Source organism: Streptomyces sp. Ag109_O5-1 (assembly GCF_003814875.1).
GTDB classification, from domain to species: Bacteria; Actinomycetota; Actinomycetes; order Streptomycetales; family Streptomycetaceae; genus Streptomyces; species Streptomyces sasae.
This window is the reverse complement of the sequence record NZ_RKQF01000001.1, coordinates 9,527,779-9,545,708: the sequence shown is the minus strand read 5'-3', so window position 1 is coordinate 9,545,708 and position 17,930 is coordinate 9,527,779. Positions and strand designations below refer to the sequence as shown.

General features: G+C 71.7%; 16 protein-coding genes and 1 riboswitch. Of the genes, 4 read left to right on the top strand and 12 right to left on the bottom strand.

All coding sequences use genetic code 11. From position 1 onward, the window contains the following. Positions 1-19: 19 nt before the first annotated feature. The 4 genes from EDD90_RS43520 to EDD90_RS43505 form a co-directional block, all read right to left on the bottom strand. Positions 20-1,312 carry a bifunctional 3,4-dihydroxy-2-butanone-4-phosphate synthase/GTP cyclohydrolase II gene (locus EDD90_RS43520; RefSeq protein ID WP_123978577.1) on the bottom strand — a complete coding sequence of 431 codons (1,293 nt, stop codon included), beginning with the start codon at positions 1,310-1,312 and terminating at the stop codon, positions 20-22. Then, positions 1,309-1,959 (bottom strand): nicotinamide riboside transporter PnuC, encoded by a 651-nt coding sequence (gene pnuC, locus EDD90_RS43515; RefSeq protein ID WP_123978576.1) that lies wholly within the window; start codon positions 1,957-1,959, stop codon positions 1,309-1,311. Before pnuC ends, EDD90_RS43520 begins: the two co-directional genes overlap by 4 nt. Continuing rightward, entirely contained in the window at positions 1,956-2,561 is a 606-nt protein-coding gene (locus tag EDD90_RS43510; protein ID WP_123978575.1) for a riboflavin synthase, read from the bottom strand. Before EDD90_RS43510 ends, pnuC begins: the two co-directional genes overlap by 4 nt. Positions 2,562-2,716: 155 nt before the next feature. Then, a riboswitch (FMN riboswitch) is annotated at positions 2,717-2,847 on the bottom strand. A gap of 236 nt (positions 2,848-3,083) precedes the next feature. Then, complete coding sequence (locus EDD90_RS43505; RefSeq protein WP_123978574.1) at positions 3,084-4,358, bottom strand: ROK family transcriptional regulator; 1,275 nt, start codon at positions 4,356-4,358, stop codon at positions 3,084-3,086. A gap of 134 nt (positions 4,359-4,492) precedes the next feature. Here EDD90_RS43505 and EDD90_RS43500 point away from each other — a divergent pair, with 134 nt between their 5' ends. Continuing rightward, positions 4,493-5,707, top strand: coding sequence for an MFS transporter (locus tag EDD90_RS43500; protein WP_123978573.1), 1,215 nt, complete (start codon positions 4,493-4,495; stop codon positions 5,705-5,707). Here the strand turns inward: EDD90_RS43500 and EDD90_RS43495 are convergent. Both EDD90_RS43495 and EDD90_RS43490 read right to left on the bottom strand, forming a co-directional pair. Beyond that, a complete protein-coding gene (locus EDD90_RS43495; RefSeq protein WP_123978572.1) occupies positions 5,667-6,125 on the bottom strand; it encodes a thioesterase family protein in 459 nt (152 codons plus the stop codon). The genes EDD90_RS43500 and EDD90_RS43495 overlap by 41 nt on opposite strands. 72 nt (positions 6,126-6,197) lie before the next feature. Then, the gene (locus EDD90_RS43490) at positions 6,198-7,457 is read right to left on the bottom strand and encodes an alginate lyase family protein (protein WP_123978571.1); all 1,260 of its coding nucleotides are present in this window, start codon (positions 7,455-7,457) and stop codon (positions 6,198-6,200) included. Positions 7,458-7,774: 317 nt separating this feature from the next. Between EDD90_RS43490 and EDD90_RS43485 the strand changes: the two genes are divergently transcribed. After that, on the top strand, positions 7,775-9,160 hold the full coding sequence (locus EDD90_RS43485) for a uracil-xanthine permease family protein (protein WP_123978570.1): 1,386 nt from the start codon (positions 7,775-7,777) through the stop codon (positions 9,158-9,160). Between the two features lie 58 nt (positions 9,161-9,218). On the opposite strand, the gene EDD90_RS43480 is transcribed toward EDD90_RS43485, so the two are convergent. Further along, the gene (locus EDD90_RS43480) at positions 9,219-10,148 is read right to left on the bottom strand and encodes a hypothetical protein (protein WP_123978569.1); all 930 of its coding nucleotides are present in this window, start codon (positions 10,146-10,148) and stop codon (positions 9,219-9,221) included. 345 nt (positions 10,149-10,493) lie between these two features. Here EDD90_RS43480 and EDD90_RS43475 point away from each other — a divergent pair, with 345 nt between their 5' ends. Both EDD90_RS43475 and EDD90_RS43470 read left to right on the top strand, forming a co-directional pair. Next, positions 10,494-11,180: a DUF5995 family protein gene (locus tag EDD90_RS43475; RefSeq protein WP_123978568.1), complete on the top strand. Its 687-nt coding sequence runs from the start codon at positions 10,494-10,496 to the stop codon at positions 11,178-11,180. Between the two features lie 95 nt (positions 11,181-11,275). Next, positions 11,276-12,205, top strand: a complete 930-nt coding sequence (locus EDD90_RS43470) for an LLM class F420-dependent oxidoreductase (protein WP_123978567.1) — start codon at positions 11,276-11,278, stop codon at positions 12,203-12,205. Here EDD90_RS43470 and EDD90_RS43465 read toward each other — a convergent pair. The 5 genes from EDD90_RS43465 to EDD90_RS43445 form a co-directional block, all read right to left on the bottom strand. After that, entirely contained in the window at positions 12,202-13,899 is a 1,698-nt protein-coding gene (locus EDD90_RS43465; RefSeq protein WP_123978566.1) for an NAD(P)/FAD-dependent oxidoreductase, read from the bottom strand. The two genes, EDD90_RS43470 and EDD90_RS43465, sit on opposite strands and share 4 nt — an antisense overlap. A gap of 49 nt (positions 13,900-13,948) precedes the next feature. After that, the gene (locus EDD90_RS43460) at positions 13,949-14,737 is read right to left on the bottom strand and encodes a carbon-nitrogen hydrolase family protein (RefSeq protein ID WP_123978565.1); all 789 of its coding nucleotides are present in this window, start codon (positions 14,735-14,737) and stop codon (positions 13,949-13,951) included. Positions 14,738-14,883: 146 nt separating this feature from the next. Further along, positions 14,884-15,264 carry a DUF742 domain-containing protein gene (locus tag EDD90_RS43455; protein WP_123978564.1) on the bottom strand — a complete coding sequence of 127 codons (381 nt, stop codon included), beginning with the start codon at positions 15,262-15,264 and terminating at the stop codon, positions 14,884-14,886. Between the two features lie 7 nt (positions 15,265-15,271). Then, positions 15,272-15,718, bottom strand: coding sequence for a roadblock/LC7 domain-containing protein (locus EDD90_RS43450; RefSeq protein ID WP_123978563.1), 447 nt, complete (start codon positions 15,716-15,718; stop codon positions 15,272-15,274). After that, positions 15,708-17,927 (bottom strand): nitrate- and nitrite sensing domain-containing protein, encoded by a 2,220-nt coding sequence (locus tag EDD90_RS43445; protein ID WP_123978562.1) that lies wholly within the window; start codon positions 17,925-17,927, stop codon positions 15,708-15,710. Before EDD90_RS43445 ends, EDD90_RS43450 begins: the two co-directional genes overlap by 11 nt. Positions 17,928-17,930: the final 3 nt, after the last annotated feature.

Sequence of the window (17,930 nt, the reverse complement as noted above, 5' to 3'; positions counted from 1 at the left end):
TCTCCTCAGTGCTGTTTCTTTACTGGTTGCCGCAGGTGGACAGTGTCGGTGTGTCCAGCCAGGGCAGGTCGTGGCCCATCCGGTCCCGCTTGGTGCGCAGGTAGCGGAGGTTGTGCTCGCCCGCCTGTACGGGCATCGGCTCCCGGCCGCTGACCTTGAGGCCGTGGCTGAGCAGCGCGTCCGTCTTGTCGGGGTTGTTGGTCATCAGGCGCACGCTGTGCACGCCGAGGTCGGCCAGGATCTGGGCGCCGGCGCCGTAGTCGCGCGCGTCGGCGGGGAGGCCGAGTTCGAGGTTGGCGTCGAGGGTGTCGCGGCCGCGCTCCTGGAGTTCGTAGGCGCGCAGCTTGGACAGCAGTCCGATGCCGCGCCCCTCGTGTCCGCGGAGGTAGACGACGATGCCCCGGCCCTCCTCCTGGATGCGGTCCAGGGCGGCGTCGAGCTGAGGGCCGCAGTCGCAGCGGGCCGAGCCGAAGACGTCCCCGGTGAGGCACTCGGAGTGGATGCGGACCACGACGTCCTCGCCGTCGCCGATCTCGCCGTGGACGAGGGCGACGTGCTCGACGCCGTCGGTGGTGGAGCGGTAGCCGTACGCGGTGAAGGTGCCGTGCTTGGTGGGCAGGTTGACCTCGGCCTCGCGGCGGACGGTGGGCTCGGCCGCGGCCCGCCGGTAGGTGATCAGGTCCGCGATGGAGATGATCGTCAGGCCGTGCTTGCGGGCGAACGGGATCAGCTCGGGCAGGCGGAGCATCCGGCCGTCCTCGCCGGCGATCTCGACGATCGTGCCGGCCGGACGCAGGCCCGCGAGGCGGGCGAGGTCGACGGCCGCCTCGGTGTGGCCGTTGCGGGTCAGGACGCCGCCGGGCCGGGCGCGCAGCGGGAAGACATGGCCGGGGCGGACGAAGTCCGACGGCTCGGCGGTACCGCTCGCCAGCAGTTGGAGGGTGGTCGCGCGGTCGGCGGCCGAGATGCCGGTGGTGACGCCGTGCGCGGCGGAGGCGTCCACTGAGACGGTGAACGCGGTCTTCATCGACTCGGTGTTGTCGTCGACCATCTGCGGCAGCCGGAGCCGGTCGAGTTCCGCGCCCTCCATGGGGGCGCAGATCAAGCCGCGGCACTCGCTCATCATGAAGGCGATGATCTCGGGGGTGGCCTTCTCCGCGGCGATGACGAGGTCGCCCTCGTTCTCGCGGTCCTCGTCGTCGACGACCACGATCGGGCGGCCGGCCGCGATGTCGGCGATGGCCTGCTCGACGGGGTCGAGCGTGAGGTCGTCCATGCCGTCGGTGCTGTAGAGAATCGGTGCCGCGGTCATGCGGGTGCTCCTTCCAGAGCGGGCCGCGTGCCCTGGCGGGAGCGCAGCCACCAGTCGCGCATGCCCCACAGGACGAGCGCGCCGTAGATGACGTAGACGAAGCCGGAGAAGGCGTAGCCGTTGGCGAAGTTCAGCGGGACGCCGACCACGTCGACCAGGAGCCAGGCGATCCAGAACTCGACCATGCCGCGGGCCTGGGCGTACATGGCGACGACGGTGCCGACGAAGATGTAGGCGTCGGGCCAGGGGTCCCAGGACAGGGACGGGTAGGCCTTGAAGAGCAGGGCGACGGCGACCGTGCCGACGGCCGCGGCGGCGACCATCGCGCCGCGCTCGCGCCACGTGGCGAAGCGGGGGGTGATGTGGCCGTCACCGCCGTCTTCGGCCCGGCCCCTGTTGCGGTTCCACTGCCACCAGCCGTACAGGGCGACGGTCATGACGACGGCCTGCTTGCCGGCGCTGCCGGTGAGGTGGCCGAAGAAGGCGCCGAAGAGGATCAGGCCGGAGGCGAACTGCACCGGCCAGCTCCACAGGTTGCGGCGCCAGCCGAGCGCGAGGGCGATCAGGCCGAGGATGTTGCCGATCATGTCCGACCAGAGGATGTGCTGGCCGAACAGGACGAAGGCCTCGGAGTTCAGCCAGCTCACTTGCCCGCTCCCTGCGCGCTCGCGAGCAGCCGCTCCACGTACTTGGCGACGACGTCGACCTCGATGTTGACCGGGTCGCCGGGCTGCTTGCGGCCGAGCGTGGTCAGGTCGAGGGTGGTGGGGATGAGGCTGACGGTGAAGTAGTCCGGGCCCGCCTCCACGACCGTGAGGCTGATGCCGTCGACGGTGATGGAGCCCTTCTCGACGACGTAGCGGGCGAGGTCGGCCGGGAGCGAGACCTTGACGATCTCCCAGTTCTCGGAGGGCGTGCGCGCCAGCACCTGACCGGTGCCGTCGACGTGGCCCTGCACGATGTGGCCGCCGAGTCGGGAGCCCACGGCGGTGGGGCGCTCCAGGTTGACGCGGGAGCCGACACCCAGGGCGCCGAGGGAGGAACGCTGCAGGGTCTCCGCCATGACGTCGGCGGTGAACTCGTCGCCCTCGTGTTCCACGACGGTCAGACAGACGCCGTTCACGGCGATGGAGTCGCCGTGCTGTGCGCCCTCGGTCACTACGGGGCCACGGAGCCTGAAACGGGAGGCGTCGCCGAGGTTCTCGACGGCGGTGATCTCACCCAGCTCTTCGACGATTCCGGTGAACACTTCCCGGGTCCTCCTGCCTCAACGGGGCACGGACTCCGGGGCCTGTCGACGGACGACAGAATGAACGGGTGAGCGCGCTGGGGCGACGCCGACAAGGTCCCGCCCGTCACGGACGAGACCAGATCCGGCGGCGCGCACATGCACATGCTCGCCCGCCGCGCACTGCCTCCCATCCGGACTTTAACCGTCGGTCCAGGAATTTCACCTGGTCAACCGGCCGCTGGAAGCGGACGGGTCGCGGACTATAACCGCCGGTTCGGACTTTCACCGACCCCGGAGTGCGCTGCTTCTGGTACACCGCCAGTGTGCCACGCCCGGTGGCGGTGTATGCAAGGGAATCATGTGGGGTGTCTCACAGCTGCGGCCACTGGACTTCCCTGACGGCCCATCATGTGCACAACTGACCCCCGGACCAGGGATCTTGACTTCATTCCATATCTATTGACCCTACTGGTCTAGTCCTTTTAGGGTGCGGACGAGCCCGGCGGCGGTGACGACGGCCCTTGCCCGTCGCCGGGTCGTTCACCCCCGGTCCGGGGGTGCGAACAGCTCGTCCTGCGCACGCTCCCGTGCGGTCAGGAGGGCGCCGCGCAGGACGGCCGCGCCGCCGAGCGCGCTCGCCCGGACCTCGGTGGCCAGCGGTGACATCCGGCGCAGCCGCTCCTCGACCCGGGCGGCGAGCGCCGCGCCGCCGGCTGCGCCGATCTCGCCGCCGAGGGCTGCGCAGCCGGGGTCCAGGACCGCAACGATCGCGGCGACGCCGAGGGCGATGCGGTCCGCGAGGACGTCGAGGAAGCGGGCGGCGTGTTCTGCGGGGGGTGCCAAGTCGGCTCGTCGGTCGTCTGCGGTTGCGTTGCGGCTGGTCGCGCAGTTCCCCGCGCCCCTATGGGGCGCCAGCCGCACTGCCTCCCCGACCACCCGCGCGACAGCCGTCGCGTCGGCCTCCTCCCCCATCAACCCGTACTCCGCCGCCAGTTCGGCGACAGCCGCCGCCCCCACCAGGGAGTGGTAGCCGCCCGAGCAGTCCGTCGCCGAGGGCAGCGTGGTCGTGCCCGGTACCGGGAGGAAGCCGATCTCGCCCGTGCCTCCGGAGGCGCCCCGGCGCAGGCGGCCGTCGAGGACGACGGCCGCGCCGCAGCTGTCGCCCAGCCAGAGCAGGACGAAGGTGTCACGGTCCTGCGCGACCCCCTCCCGCTGCTCGGCGAGGGCGGCCAGATTGGTCTCGTTCTCGACGCCGACCCGGGCCTTCGGGAAGCGTTCCTGGAGGGCTGCGACCAGTCGGCGGTGCCAGCCGGGCAGGCCCGCCGAGTCGCGGAGTTCGCCGGTGCCGGGGTCGACGAGCCCGGGCGCGCCGATGCCGACGGTGTGCAGCCGCCCCTCGCCGGAGACCCCCGCCTCCTTCACCGCGCGCTCGACCAGCTCCACCGCCTGCTCGACCGCCGACGCCGTCCCGGCCTCCGGGCCGACCGGCACCGAGCCCTCCGCCAGCACCCGTCCCACCAGGTCGGACACCAGCACCGAGACACTCTCGGTGCGGACGTCGAGCGCGGCCAGATACGCGCGGTCGGCGACGATGCCGTACAGCCGGGCGTTCGGACCCCGGCGCCGCTCGCCTGCCTCGCCGACCACCGTGATCAGGCCGGACGCGGCGAGCCGTTCGACCAGGTCGGCGACGGTCGGCCGGGAGAGCCCGGTCAGCTGTTTCAACTGCCCTGCCGTCAGCGGACCTTCCTGCTGGAGCAGGTCGAGGGCGAGCCGGTCGTTGATGGCCCGGGCGGTACTCGGTGAGGCGGGCATGGCGGGCATCCTCCCAGATCGGCACGGGCCAGGACGGCCGCATGTTCATCTATCTATCAGGAAGGGTCCCTGATAGTTTACGGCGGTGCAGCGGGGCGGCAGCCACCCGGGGAGGAGCAGGAAGATGAAGAACGATGAATGACGCGGCCCACGAGCAGCACGAGGTGAGGCGCGCACGGTTCGCCGTCGCGGCCGTGTTCACCGTGCACGGTGCCGTCACCGGCTCGTTCGCGACCCGGGTGCCGTGGATCCAGGACCATGCGGGCCTGGGCTCGGGACAGCTGGGCTTCGCCCTCGCGTTCACGGCGTTCGGCGCCTCGTGCTCGATGCCGCTGGCGGGCCGGATCAGCCACCGGTTCGGCAGCCGAACGGCCCTGCGCGGTCTGATCGCGATGTGGACGCTGTCGCTGATCCTGCCGTCCCTGGCGACGAACCTCTACACGCTGTGCCTGGCGATGTTCGTGTACGGCGCGAGCGCGGGCATGGCGGACGTGGTGATGAACGCGCTCGGCGTGGAGATCGAGCGGCTGCTCGACAGGTCGATCATGTCGGGGCTGCACGGCATGTGGAGCGCGGGCACCCTGATCGGATCGGCGGCGGGCACTCTCGCCGCGCATCTGGGCACGGACGCGCGGGTGCACTTCGCGCTGGCGGCGGCCGTCCTCATCGTGCTCGGTGCGCTGGCCGCGGGTCGGGTCCTCGACATCCAGCCCGGCGAGGACGAGGAGCCGCCGCCGCGGTTCACGCTGCCGCCCCGGTCGGCGCTGCTGATCGGCACGGTGGGCTTCTGCGCGGTGTTCGCGGAGGGGGCGAGCCTGGACTGGTCGGCGGTGTTCCTCCGGGACCGGATGGACAGCTCGGCCGGGCTCGCGGCGGCCACCACCACGGGGTTCATGCTGGCCATGGCGGTGGCCCGGATCAGCGGGGACGCGGTGATGAACCGCTTCGGCGCGGTCCGCACCGTGCGCGCCGGGGGTGTGCTGGCGGCCCTCGGCGGTCTGCTGGTCGTCCTCGCCGGGAACCCGGCGGTGGCGATGACCGGGTTCGGGCTGATGGGCCTCGGCATCGCGGTCGTCGTACCGCTGTGCTTCGCGGCGGCCGGGCACGCCGGGCCGAACCCGAGTCAGGCGATCGCGGGCGTGGCGACGATCACCTACACCTCGGGCCTGATCGCGCCCAGCCTGATCGGCGGGGTGGCCCAGGCGACCAGCCTGGTGGTGTCGTTCTGCCTGGTCACGGCGCTGGCGCTGGGGCTGGTGGTGTTCGCGGGCGTGCTGCGCGCCGGGGAGCGGGGCGGCCGGTCGGAGGTCAGTCCGCAGGCCGCAGCAGTTCCCGACCCACGGCCCTGAACCGCTCGCTCCACGGGGCGGGGCGCAGGGTGGCCGCGTCCAGCCGCACCAGGACCCGGGCACCCTGCGCGTAGGTGAGCGCGCCGTCCTCCGAGCAGAACCGGAAGCCGTAGGTCAGGCCGGTGTTGCCGAGCCGTTCCAGCCAGAGGTGGACGGCGTAGGTGCCCGGCCGGGTGACCGGGGCCTCGTAGCCGATCCGGAGCTCCTTGACCGCGTTGCAAGCATCCTCGGCGGCGGCCCAGTCGCCCTCGAAGGCGAAGCCGTGCCCCTGCCAGAACTCGGCCCAGGCCCGCTCGACCAGCACCGGGTAGCGGGCGTTGTGCAGCAGCCCGAGCGCGTCCAGGTCGTCGAAGTGGACGGTGACCGGGATCAGCCGGCCGTAGGACAGGGCGAGGGCCATCGGGGCTTCGGCGGTCACTGGTGGGGCTCCTGAGCATCGGGTACGGCACCATCCTAAGCGAGCGCTCAGGAACCCCTTCCGTGGGTGCCGTCAGCCCGCGATCGAGTCCAGCTGCTCGGCGGCCGGCCGCAGCTCCCAGAGGTCACCGCCGGGCGGCGCCTCCAGCCGTCGTACCGCCCGCCGGGCCGCCTTGTCGCCCGCGTCGGCCGCCGCGTGCACGACGTCGGTCGCCGCGTAGCGGTGGAACTCCAGTTCCGGGTGCGTCCAGGCGGCGGCCCCGGTCGCGGCGGGCAGCAGGTAGTCGACGGCCTTGAACAGGCCCTGTCCGGCGGGCCCTTGATAGGTCCAGAGGTCCACCCCGACATGCCGGCCGATGGCCGCGAGCCGGGTGTAGGCGACCAGGTCGAAGGTCGAGTAGTGCCAGCTCCGGGTGCGGGTCAGCTCCTGCGGCTGGCTCCCGTCGTCGGCGATCTGCGGATCGATTCGCTTCGCCCGCGCGTCCAGCACGGTCTTCTTCGCCAGCGCCTTGTCGCCGGTCGCGTAGGCGAGGGCGGCGAGCTGCATGTCGTAGAAGGTGCCGTGGTTGTTGGCGGCGGCGCCCTCCTCCTTGCCGAAGTCGCTGTTCTTCAGCCAGCCGAGGAAGTCCGTGTTCCAGCTGCGCATCCCCGCACGGTCCGCGGCGCTCCAGCCGGGTGCGCCGGTGCCGAGGATCGCCAGGGCGTCGACCACGCTCGTGTACGACTGGGAGAAGTCGATGATGCCGATGGACCGGCCGTCGTACTTGCACGGGATGAACTGGGCGTGGTTCAGGTTGGGGTTCATCCGGGTCGCCGGGTCCAGGAACCAGGTGCGCAGGACCTGTCCGGCCTTCTCGGCGTAGACCCGGCGGCCCGTGTAGTACCAGGCCAGGGAGAGGTCGTACGTCGAGTCGAAGACCTTCTCGACGTCCTGGCGGTCGGTGCCGCTGTCCACCTCGGGATTGCGCTGGCCGTCGCGCTGGACGTAGGGGCAGCCCCAGGGGTTGTCGGCGGTGGGCGTGGTGGTGGGCCACCAGTAGGGGGCCTGGCTCAGGTAGTCGTGGACGTCGCCGCCGGGGGCGGGCTTCGGTTTGTCGACGACCGTCCAGGGACCCTGGTCCAGCCAGGCGTCGGCGCGGGTCGTCAAGTCCTTGAGGGCGCGGCGGAGTTGCGGGTCGCCGTGGGCGAGATCGGCCCTGGCCCGCTGGAGGCGGGTGCCGTCGAGGACGGCCGTGTCCGGAACCCGGCCGGCCGCGTGCGCGGAGGGGACGAGGACGGCTCCGAGGGCCGCCAGAGCCGTCAGCAGAACGGCCGCGCGGGATCTTCCACTCATCGAGCACTCCGATCGGATATTAATCAGATACGTGAATGTGGTTCATGAGTAGGACCGTGCGAGCGTAGAACCGCCAGGCAGCCGTGACAATGGTGCGGACCAACTTCAGGCTTGGTGCCGAGGCCCACCGACCACCACCGCCGCCCCACCGCACCCGGAGTGCCGGCCACCGTCAGCCGTGCGACGCAGGTCGAATCCCACTCTCCTGGCCCGTCCTGTCGGCACGCATCTGAACTGCATGTTCCGCTAGTGGTCGAGCCCCCGGTACGACCGGCAGGGCTCAGCACCACCCCAGCAACGCATCAAGGAGTCGGACCATGGCGGGCTTCGGCTGGAAGCTGCACGGCGACGGCAAGAGCCTCACACCGGGTGAGGTCGTGAGACCGGACGAGCGACTCACCTGGGGGCGCACCGTCGGTCTCGGCGCGCAGCATGTGGTCTCCATGATCGGAGCCTGCTTCGTCGCCCCCATCCTGATGGGTCTCGATCCCAACCTCGCCGTTATGGCCTCCGGCGTGGCCACCATCCTGTTCCTGCTCATCACCCAGGGCCATATTCCGAGCTACCTGGGCAGCAGCCTGTCGTTCATCGGTGTGGCCGCCGTCATCAGGGCACAGGGGGGTGACACGGCGACGCTCACCGGCGCACTGCTGGTCGTCGGCGCGGTCCTTTTCCTGTGCGGGGCGGCCGTAGGCGCTCTCGGGGCCCGCATCATCCACGCCGTGCTGCCCCCGGTGGTCACGGGTGCGGTGGTCATGCTGATCGGGTTCAACCTGGCTCCGGTCACCGCCGGTACCTATTGGCCCCAGGATCAGTGGGCTGCTCTTCTGACCATGCTGTTCACGGGATTCGCCCTTGTCGTACTGCGCGGCTTCTGGTCCCGCATCGCGATCTTCCTCGGGCTGGCCTTCGGGTATGTCGTCTCATGGGTCTTCGACCGGGCGTTCGGTAAAATCCACTCCCCCGCGGGCGGTACCAAGTCGGTCGACCACTGGCGTCTCGACCTCTCGAACGTGCCCAAGGCGGAGTGGATCGGCCTTCCGGCCTTCCATGCCCCGAGTTTCTCCCTCTCGGCGGTCGTGGTCGCCCTGCCCGTCGTCATCGTCCTCGTCGCCGAGAACGCGGGACACGTCAAGGCCGTCGGTGAGATGACCGGTGAACCACTGGACGACCGGCTCGGTACCGCGATCATGGCCGACGGCGCAGCGACTGTCCTGTCGACGTCCGTGGGCGGCCCTGCCACGACCACATACGCCGAGAACATCGGTGTCATGGCCGCCACGCGTGTCTACTCGACCGCCGCCTACTGGTGCGCCGCCGCCTTCGCGATCCTGTTCGGGCTCTGCCCCAAGTTCGGTGCCGTTGTGGCCGCCATTCCCGGCGGCGTCCTCGGCGGAATCACGGTCATCCTCTACGGCATGATCGGCCTGCTGGGCGCCCAGATCTGGGTTCGTTCCCGCGTCGACCTCTCCAACCCCCTGCACCTGGTTCCGGTCGCCGCGGGGCTCATCACCGGGATCGGCAACGTGAGCCTGACCCTCACGAACAACTTCCGACTCAGCGGCATCGCGTTGGGAACGCTGATCGTCGTCATCGGCTACCACGCCCTGCGCGTCATGGCTCCCGGCCACATGACCTACGAGCCTCCGCTCCTCGAACCGGGCAGTCCGGGGTACGACCGGGGCATGCCGGACGGATCGTGACCGCAGGGACCTCCGGCGCGCGCTCCGTGACCGCCCCGGACGGGGAGCCGCGCGGGGATCAGCCGCAGAGCAGCACGACATGGACCAGGTACGGAAGGACCTCGGTGACGCGCGGATCCTGGTCCAGCAACACCGCGACCGGGCTGAGGCCCTGGGCGCGCAGTGCGTCGAGCGGGCGGGTCCACCGCACGGGGGCCGTCGGCCGGCCGGCCGGCGAGGGAAGCTCCTGCTCCGGGCGGATGGCCGGCAGGGTGTGGGGCCCGCGTGCGTGCGGCGGAAGGGAGCGCAGGGTGCGTTCGACGGCGCCGCGGACGGCTGCGGCCCAGGTGGCGCCGATGGCGACGACCGTGTCGGGGCGCCGGCCGACGCGGATCGCACAGGCCTGCAGGGACAGCAGTCCTGACAGGTCGTGCGCGACGGGTTCACCCGCCTCGTACAGCTGTCGGGCCGGACCGGTGACGCCGCTCGCACACAGGCCGCTCACGCACCGGCCGTCGCACGTACCGGCGACGCAGACCCGGGGCACGCGGGTGCCGGGGTCGGCGAGCCGCCGCGCGAGCAGCGCCTCGCAGTGCTGGGTCAGCCCGGCCTCCAGCGCGTACACCCAGGTGAGACCGGCCGCCACCCCGACCGGGGGGTGCCCCGGCGGACGGGCCGTGTCCTGGTCACCGGGAATGGCCAGCTGCCCTGCGGGCACCTGGCGTAGCGCGCCGGTGACCAGGTCAAGGCCCCACCGGGCGGTCACCGGCCGACCGCCGACGGTGCTGTGCCGGGTGGCCGCGTGCGCGGCGAGCCCTGCCAGTGCGGCCTCCAGACGGTCCTCGTCCCGGCCGCTGCCACCGGAGCCGCCGTCGACGACGGAGGGCAGCAGCGCGGTCGCCCGGTCGAGCAGTACCCCCGCGTCGGCCGCCGCGCCGGCCGCCCGGGCCACGAAGGCGGCCCGGGCCTCCGCCTCGGTCGGGGGATGTGCGAACTCCTCGGTCCTCATGCCTGTCCATTCCTCTCCGAGGTGCCCCTCTCGGAGAACCTCATCGGTCATGGAACCGGGAGGCGATCTACATCGGATGGAGGCCCGATGTTTCCGCAGATCGTCCGGTGGCTGGAGGAGGTCGCCGCTCTGCGGGCGTGGGCACGGCGGCCCTCGATGTGTCAGCCGGGTGTCGGGCGGTCGCGGATCTCACCGACCTCCGGATTCAACGCATGAGGAGCGATGACGCCGCAGGGCATACGGGGGTGGGCGTCCGCTCCTGCCATGTCCGCTCCGTTCCCCCGTTCCGGGGAAGCGCCGGGCCCGTCGGCCCGCGCGTCGGGCCAGGGCTGGGACCCTTCCCCCATGGCGCAGTCGGAACACCTCATCGCTCCGGTCGACACCGTCGTCCTCCGGATGCGCGCCCTGGACGCGGCCCTGCCCGAGCGGGACGGGATCGCGGTCTTCAACCGTGTCTACCTCGCCGTCACGGAGGAGGTCGAACGGCGCCTGGACGCGGGCCGGTTCACCGATCCGCGGGCCGCGGCCACGCTGGACGTACGGTTCGCGGAACGGTACCTGGCCGCCGTCGACACGGAGGCCGACGGCCGTCGTCCACCCGCCTGTTGGCGCCCGCTGTTCCAGTTCCGCCGCCATCCCGGCGTGCGCCCGCTGCAGTTCGCCCTGGCCGGCATCAACGCGCACATCGGGCACGACCTCGCGCTGGCCGTGGTGGACGCCTGCCACACGCTCGGCTGCGAACCGGCGGACCTGGAGGACGAGTTCGACCGGGTGGGCGAACTCCTCGTCTCCCTTGAGGAGCGCATCCGCGAGGACCTGATGCCGGGGCCCGACCTCCTCCAGATCGCCGACCCGCTGACCCATCTGCTCGGATCCTGGAGTCTGGAGCGGGCGCGGGACGCGACCTGGTCGGCGGCGCGGGCCTTGTGGGCGCTGCGCCGGTTCGACGACCTGGCCGAGGAGTTCACCGAGCGGCTGGACGCGGCGGTCGGTCTGGCGGGCCGGATGCTGCTCACCCCGCTGCCCGGCTGAGGTGGCCTGATCCGGTCGGCGCCCGAGCCGCTTCGGAATCCCTTTGTGATCGCCTTACGTTGACGACGCGCACCCGACTGCATAGGAGCACCGGTATGACGACTCGGCTCGGCCTCAGTCTTCCCCAGATGCGGCAGTACTCCCTCGGCACGGACGTCCCGGACGTGGCACGCACCGCCGAGCAGATCGGCTACGACAGTCTGTGGGTCTTCGAGCGGGCCCTGTTCCCGGAGCCCGCCACCCAGGGCCTGTACGGCATGACGGGGGTGCCCTGGCCCGACGAGTACCGGGGCGTGGCGGACCCGTTGATCACGCTCACGCTCGCCGCCGCGGCCACCGAACGGGTGCGGCTGGGCAGCAGTGTGCTGGTGGCGCCGTTGCACGTCCCCTTCCAACTGGCCAAGTCCCTGGCCACGCTGGACGCGGCGAGCGGCGGCCGGGTAGTGGCGGGGCTGGGCACCGGCTGGTCCCTCGACGAGTACGCGGCCGCCGGAATCCGGCCGTTCGAGGAGCGTGGCAAGGTGCTCGACGAGCTGATCGAGGTGTGCCGGGCGGTGTGGGGCCCGGACCCCGTGCGCTACGACGGGCAGCTCACGAAGATCGCCTCCGCCGTGGTCGGCCCCAAGCCCGCCCGGCCGATCCCGATCCTGCTGGCCGCGACCAACAAGAAGGCCAAGCGACGCCTGGTCGACCACGCGGACGGCTGGCTGCCGGTGGGCATGGGCGCCGCGCAGGTCGCCACGGAGTGGCGGGAGTTGCAGGACCTGGCGGCCGAGCGCGGCCGCCAGGAGCCGATCCAGACGGTCCTGCGGGTCAACCTCACGTACACCCCCAAGGCCTACGACGGCTCCGACCGCCGCCCCTTCCAGGGCAGCGTCGACCAGATCGTCGAGGACCTCGTGGCGCATGCGGAGGTCGGCCTGGAGGAGATCCTGATCGACCTCCAGAGCAGCGCGCGCGACGCCCGGGAACTCAAGGACGTCGCCGCCGAGGTGTACGAGAAGGCGCGGGCGGCCGGGGTCTAGTCCTCGGGGAGTTCGACCGGCGCGATCTCGTCGTAGACGTCGCCGGGGCCCGGGTTGGCCGGGTCGGTCTCTCCTCCGAAGTGGTGCATGACGCCCCAGACCGCGTTCAGCGCGGTCTGGACGGCGCCCTCGGCCCAGCCGGCCGTCCAGGAGATGTCGTCGCCGGCGAGGAAGATGCCCCGCTTGTCCTCGGGCAGCCGGTCCTGCACGAAGTGCGTGAACAGGCGCCGCTGGTAGCGGTAGTGGCCGGGCAGGTTGGCCTTGAACGCGCCCATGAAGTAGGGCTCGTTCTCCCAGGACACGGTCACCGGGTTGCCGATGATGTGCTTGCGGATGTCGACCTTGGGATAGATCTCGCCGAGCGACTTCAGCATGACCTCCATCCGCTCGTTCGCGGACAGCGGCAGCCACTTCAGGCTGTCGTCGCACCAGGTGTAGGAGAGGCAGATGACGGCGGGCCGGTCCGGACCGTCGTCGAGGAGGTAAGTACCGCGGGTCATACGGTCGGTGAGCGTCATCGACATGACGTCCCGCCCGGTGTCCTCGTCCTTGTCCAGCCAGAAGGGCCGGTCGACCGGCACGAACAGCTTCGAGGACTCCATGTAGTGGGTGCGCTCGATCGCGGTCCAGTGGTCGATCGGGAAGAGGGAGTCGTCGCAGGCGATCTTGGAGAGCAGCATCCAGGACTGGGCGGTGAAGATCGCCGCCTTGTAGGTGCGGATATCACCGCCCGCGTCGGTCACGGTGATCCGGTTGCCGGTGGTGCGGTGCAGCCGGGTCACGGCGGGGCGCGGCTCGCCGTTCTCGTGCAGCTGTGCGAGCGAAGTCCCGTACGCCCAGTGCACGATCTTCTCCGGCTCGCGCTCCCAGAGCCGGACCGGGAGTTGCTGGCTGCCGCCGACGATGCCGCGGTGGTGGTCGTCGGCCTCGGTGTAGACGACCCGCAGGATCTCCAGGATGGAGTTGGGGAAGTCGGTGTCCCAGCCGCCCGTGCCGAAGCCGACCTGGCCGAAGATCTCGCGGTGCCGGAAGGACTTGAAGGCCTCGGAGTCGCAGAGGAAGCCGTAGAAGGTCTGGTTGTCGAGCTTCTCGACGAGCTTCGCCCAGATCTCGCGGATACGCGGCACGTCCCGCTCACGCATGGCGCGGTTCATGTCGGAGAAGTCGGCGCCCTCGTCCAGGCACTTGTTCCAGGCGGCGGCGACATCACGGTAGACCTGCGGCAGGTCCTCGATCGTCTCGGCGTAGTGCGACTCGCCCTTGAGGTCGACGACGGTCGAAGGGGTCGCCTCCGCAAGGGGGTTGGGGAACGGCCGGGTCTCCAGGCCCACCAGGTCGATGTAGTGCTGGAGGGCGGTGGAGGAGGGCGGGAAGCGCATCGCGCCCATCTCGGCGGTCAGCGAGGGGTCGCAGCCCTCGAAGCCGACCGTCCGCAGCCGCCCGCCGATCTCGTCGGCCTCGTACACGACCGGCTTCAGGCCCATCTTCATCAGCTCGTACGCGGCCACGATGCCGGAGAGGCCGCCGCCGATGACGGCGACCTCGGTGCCGTGCTCGCCGGCCGGTATCTGGCCGAGGCCCGCCGGGTGGGCGAGGAAGTCGTCGTACGCGTACGGGAAGTCCGGGCCGAACATGGTGATCGGCGGCTGCTGCTCGTCTGCGTGCTCGACGGCGTTGGGCACGGTGGACGTCATGGGGTACGGCTCCTTGCGGCGTGCGTGAAGTAGAGGGGGAGAGGGAAGGTCAGGCCAGGGAGCCGTAGAGGCCGGGGCGGCGGTCCTTCAGGTACGGGTTCGCCTCGCGGGAGGCGGCGAGGAAGGCGGGGTCGACGTCGGCGATGACGAGTTCCTCGCCGCGGCCGGCGCGGGTGCGGGCGACCCCGTCGGGTCCGGCCAGCGTGGAGAGGCCGAAGAACTCGAACTCCCCTTCGTGACCGACCCGGTTGGCGTAGGCGACGTACATCTGGTTCTCCCAGGCCCGCACCGGGACCAGGGACTCGGCGACCAGCTGGAAGGGGTGCATGTTCGCCGTCGGGACGAGGAGCAGGTCGGTGCCGGCCAGGGCGTGGGCGCGGACGAGCTCCGGGAACTCCACGTCGTAGCAGATCATGATCCCGACGGTGAGACCGCCCAGTTCGGCCTGGACGACCGGCTGGTCGCCCGCCGTGAAGTGGTCCGCCTCGAAGCCGCCGAAGAGGTGGGACTTGCGGTAGTTCGCGAGCCGGATGCCGTCGGCGGAGATCAGCTGGGCGGAGTTGTGGACGGCGTCGCCGTCGCGCTCCGGGTACCCGTAGACGATCGCCAGACCGTGCCGGTGGGCCAGCTCGGCGATCGCGTCCGCGCTGTCGCCGTCGGCGGGCTCGGCGAGCCGGGCGATGTCGTCGCCGATCGCGTAGCCGGTCAGGAACATCTCCGGGGCGACAAGCAGTGCTGCGCCCGCGGCGGCGGCCCGCCCGGCGGCCTCGTCGAGCACCTTGAGGTTCTCGACGGTGGAGCCGGGGCGGCCGGAGCTCTGGAGCAGGGCGGTACGCATGCGGGGTCCTCACCGGTACGCAAGGGGGTCTGGGGCCATTTAGACCGTACGGTTCGCGGGCCGGGCCGGACAAGGAGGAGCCGTTGCGTGCCGGTGAGCGGTTCGTTGCGTGATACCGGGGTCGGGCGGCGATTCGTTGCGCGGGGTCAGAGCTCGCGCAGCCGCTCCACGATCACCTCCAGCAGCCGGGGGTCGGCGGCGGGACCGGTCGGCTCAAGACGGCGCGGCTCGTCGATGCGGACCAGGCCGGCCTCGGCGAGATCGCCGAGCAGCACGCGTACCACGGTGAGCGGCAGGTCGGCGTCCGCGGCGAGCTCGACGACCGGGCGGGCGCCGCGCCGCACCAGGGCGAGCAGGGCGGCGCGGGCATGGTCGACGTCCGGCCGGGCCGGGTCCGCATCCACCGCCGTGACCTGGGACATCAGATCGATGCTGTGCCGTCCGGACGGCTCGGTACGGCCCTGGGTCACGGTGTAGGGGCGGACCAGCGAGCCGGTCTCGTCCTCGTACCAGTGCTCGTCGCTCACCGCGGTGTCAGGGGGTCGAGCGGGCGGCCGCGTCCAGGTGGCGGCCGAGCCTGCGGACGAGCAGGGCCATCTCGTGGGCCAGCTGGCCGACGTCGGTACGGACGTCGCTGAGGACGGCGAGCCGGCTGCCGTGCCCGGCGGGGGTGACGAAGAGGTAGGCGTCGTCGAGCATCACCATGGTCTGCCGCACCTCCCCCGCGCCGAACCGGTCACCGGCCGAGCGGGCCAGGCTGTGGAAGCCGGAGCAGACGGCCGCGAGATGCTCGATGTCGCGCCGCCGCATGCCGTCGGACTGGCTGAGCGGCAGCCCGTCGGCGGTGAGCAGCACGGCCTGCCGGACGTGGTCGGTCCGGGCGACGAGATCATCGAGAAGCCAGCCGAGGTCACTGCCGGGCTGGGCGCCGGACGGGTCCGCGGCCGCTTCGGGGGTCTGTTTCCGGTCGTCACTGTTCATCGTCGGCGGGCGTCCCTTCCTGGATGTCGCTCGGCTCCTCGGTTTCGGTCGGCAGGCCCCTGCGGCCCCGTTCCAGACCACGCTGGAAGGCGCCGAAGACCGCCCGCATCTCATCGGCGTCCAGGTCACGCGTATCGCTGGGCGCCGGTTCCGTGCGCAGTTCGGGGGCGAGGGAGGCCTGGCGGGTGCGGGTGGGCAGCGCGGGCGCCGCGGGCGTGCCGGGCACCGGCACCGGCCGGCGTTCCCCGGCCGGCACCTCCCGCAGCCGCCGCTCGGCTCGTCCCGGCTCCCCCTCGGCCGCCGCCTCCGCCAGCACCGCCCGCGGCAGCAGCACCACCGCGGTCGTCCCGCCGTACGCCGACGCCCGCAGGGTCACCTCGATGCCGTGCCGGGCGGCCAGGCGGCCCACGACGTACAGGCCGAGCCGGTCGTGGCGGGTCGGGTCGAAGGCGTCGGGGTCGGTGAGCGTGCGGTGGGCCTCGGTGAGCTGGTCGGCGTCGAGACCGAGGCCCCGGTCGTCGATCTCCAGGGCGAAGCCCTGGCCCACCACGGCGGTGCGCAGGGTGACCTGGGTGTGCGGCGGCGAGAACACCGCGGCGTTCTCCAGCAGCTCGGCGACCAGGTGCACGACGTCGGCGACCGCGTCCGCCGCGACCCCGACCTCGGGCATCGGCGGCACCACGACCCGGGTGTAGTCCTCGATCTCGCCGACGGCCGAGGACACCACGTCGGCGATGGGCACGGGCCGCCGCCAGCGCCGTCCGGGGGTGGCACCGGAGAGGATGATCAGGCTCTCCGCGTGCCGCCGCATCCGGGTGGTCAGGTGGTCGATGCGGAACAGTTCGCCGAGGACGACCGGGTCCTCGGTGCGCCGCTCCAGGGTGTCCACCAGTTTCAACTGGCGGTGCACCAGAGCCTGGTTGCGGCGCGCGATGTTGAGGAGGACCGCGAACAGGCCCCTGCGGAGGCCGGCCTGGGTGACCGCGGCCTCGACGGCGGCCAGCCGTGCCCGGTTGAACGACCGGCCGACGTCCCCGATCTCGTCGTCCCCGGCCTCTCCGGCGGCCAGCGGTGGCGCCTCGGTGACCGCGTCGACGTGCTCACCGGCGCTCAACCGCGCCATCAGGGCGGGCAGCTGGCGTGCCGTCAGCAGGTCGGCCGCGTCCCGCAACGTCTCCAGGCGGCGCGAGATACGGCGTGCCCCGCGCCACGCGAACCACAGCGAAAGACCCACCGCCAGCAGCCCGGCCACGCCGACGACGGCCGCCTTGGTCAACTCGCGGTAGGCGAAGGCCCGTCCGCGCGCGCCGGAGTTCTCCGCCGACCTGGTGCACAGCAGCATGTACTGCTTGACGGCCCGGTCCGTGGTCGACCGCCAGGTGTTCGCGGCGACGGCCGCACCGGCCCGGTCGGCGCCCGCGCGCAGCAGTGCGTCCTCGCCGTTCACCAGGGAGCGGTGCAACTGCCCGCGCTGGAACCGCTCGAACAGCGCCCGTGAGTCCGACGGCAGGTCCGGGACATAGGTCCGCTCGAAGACCCGCCGGTCCTCGATCGTCGCGGTGAGGGTGTCGTACTGCCGGTCGGTGAGCCGTCCGGCGGCCCGCGCCCCGGCGACCAGCGCGTCCTCGCGCGAGACGAACTCCCTTACCCGCACCAGCTCGATGACGACCTGGGACTCCCTGGCCAGCTGTCCGGCCTGGAGAGCGGTGAGGGTGGACTCGACGTCGAAGCCGGGCTCGACGAGGGCGCTGTAGTCGGCCACCGCGCTGTCCCAGGAGATCTCCCGGGACAGCACCCGTGCGCGCAGCTTCTCCAGCTTGCCGGTGGCGGCCACCATCGCGTCCAGCGACTGGCGCTGCCGACCGCTGAGCCGGCCGCGGTCGCCGTCCTGGATCGCGTGCCGCATGGCGTCCACCGCCCGGTCGGTGCTCCGCTGCTGCGCCAGCAGGTCGGCGGCGGTCGCCGTGTCGAGCCGGGCGCCCAGGTAGGCCGCCGACAGCCGTCGTTCGATCTGGATCTGTCCGACGGCCGTGTCGACGGGGGTGCCGAAGTCGTCGTACACCCCCTGGAGCCGGATCAGCGCGCGTAGTTCGGCGGTGACGGACACCATGGCGAAGCTCCACAGGACCGTCAGCGCCACGACGGGGGCGAGCGCGAGCGCCACGATCCGCGCACGGACTGTGGTGGGACGGCCGAGGGGCCAGCGCATGGA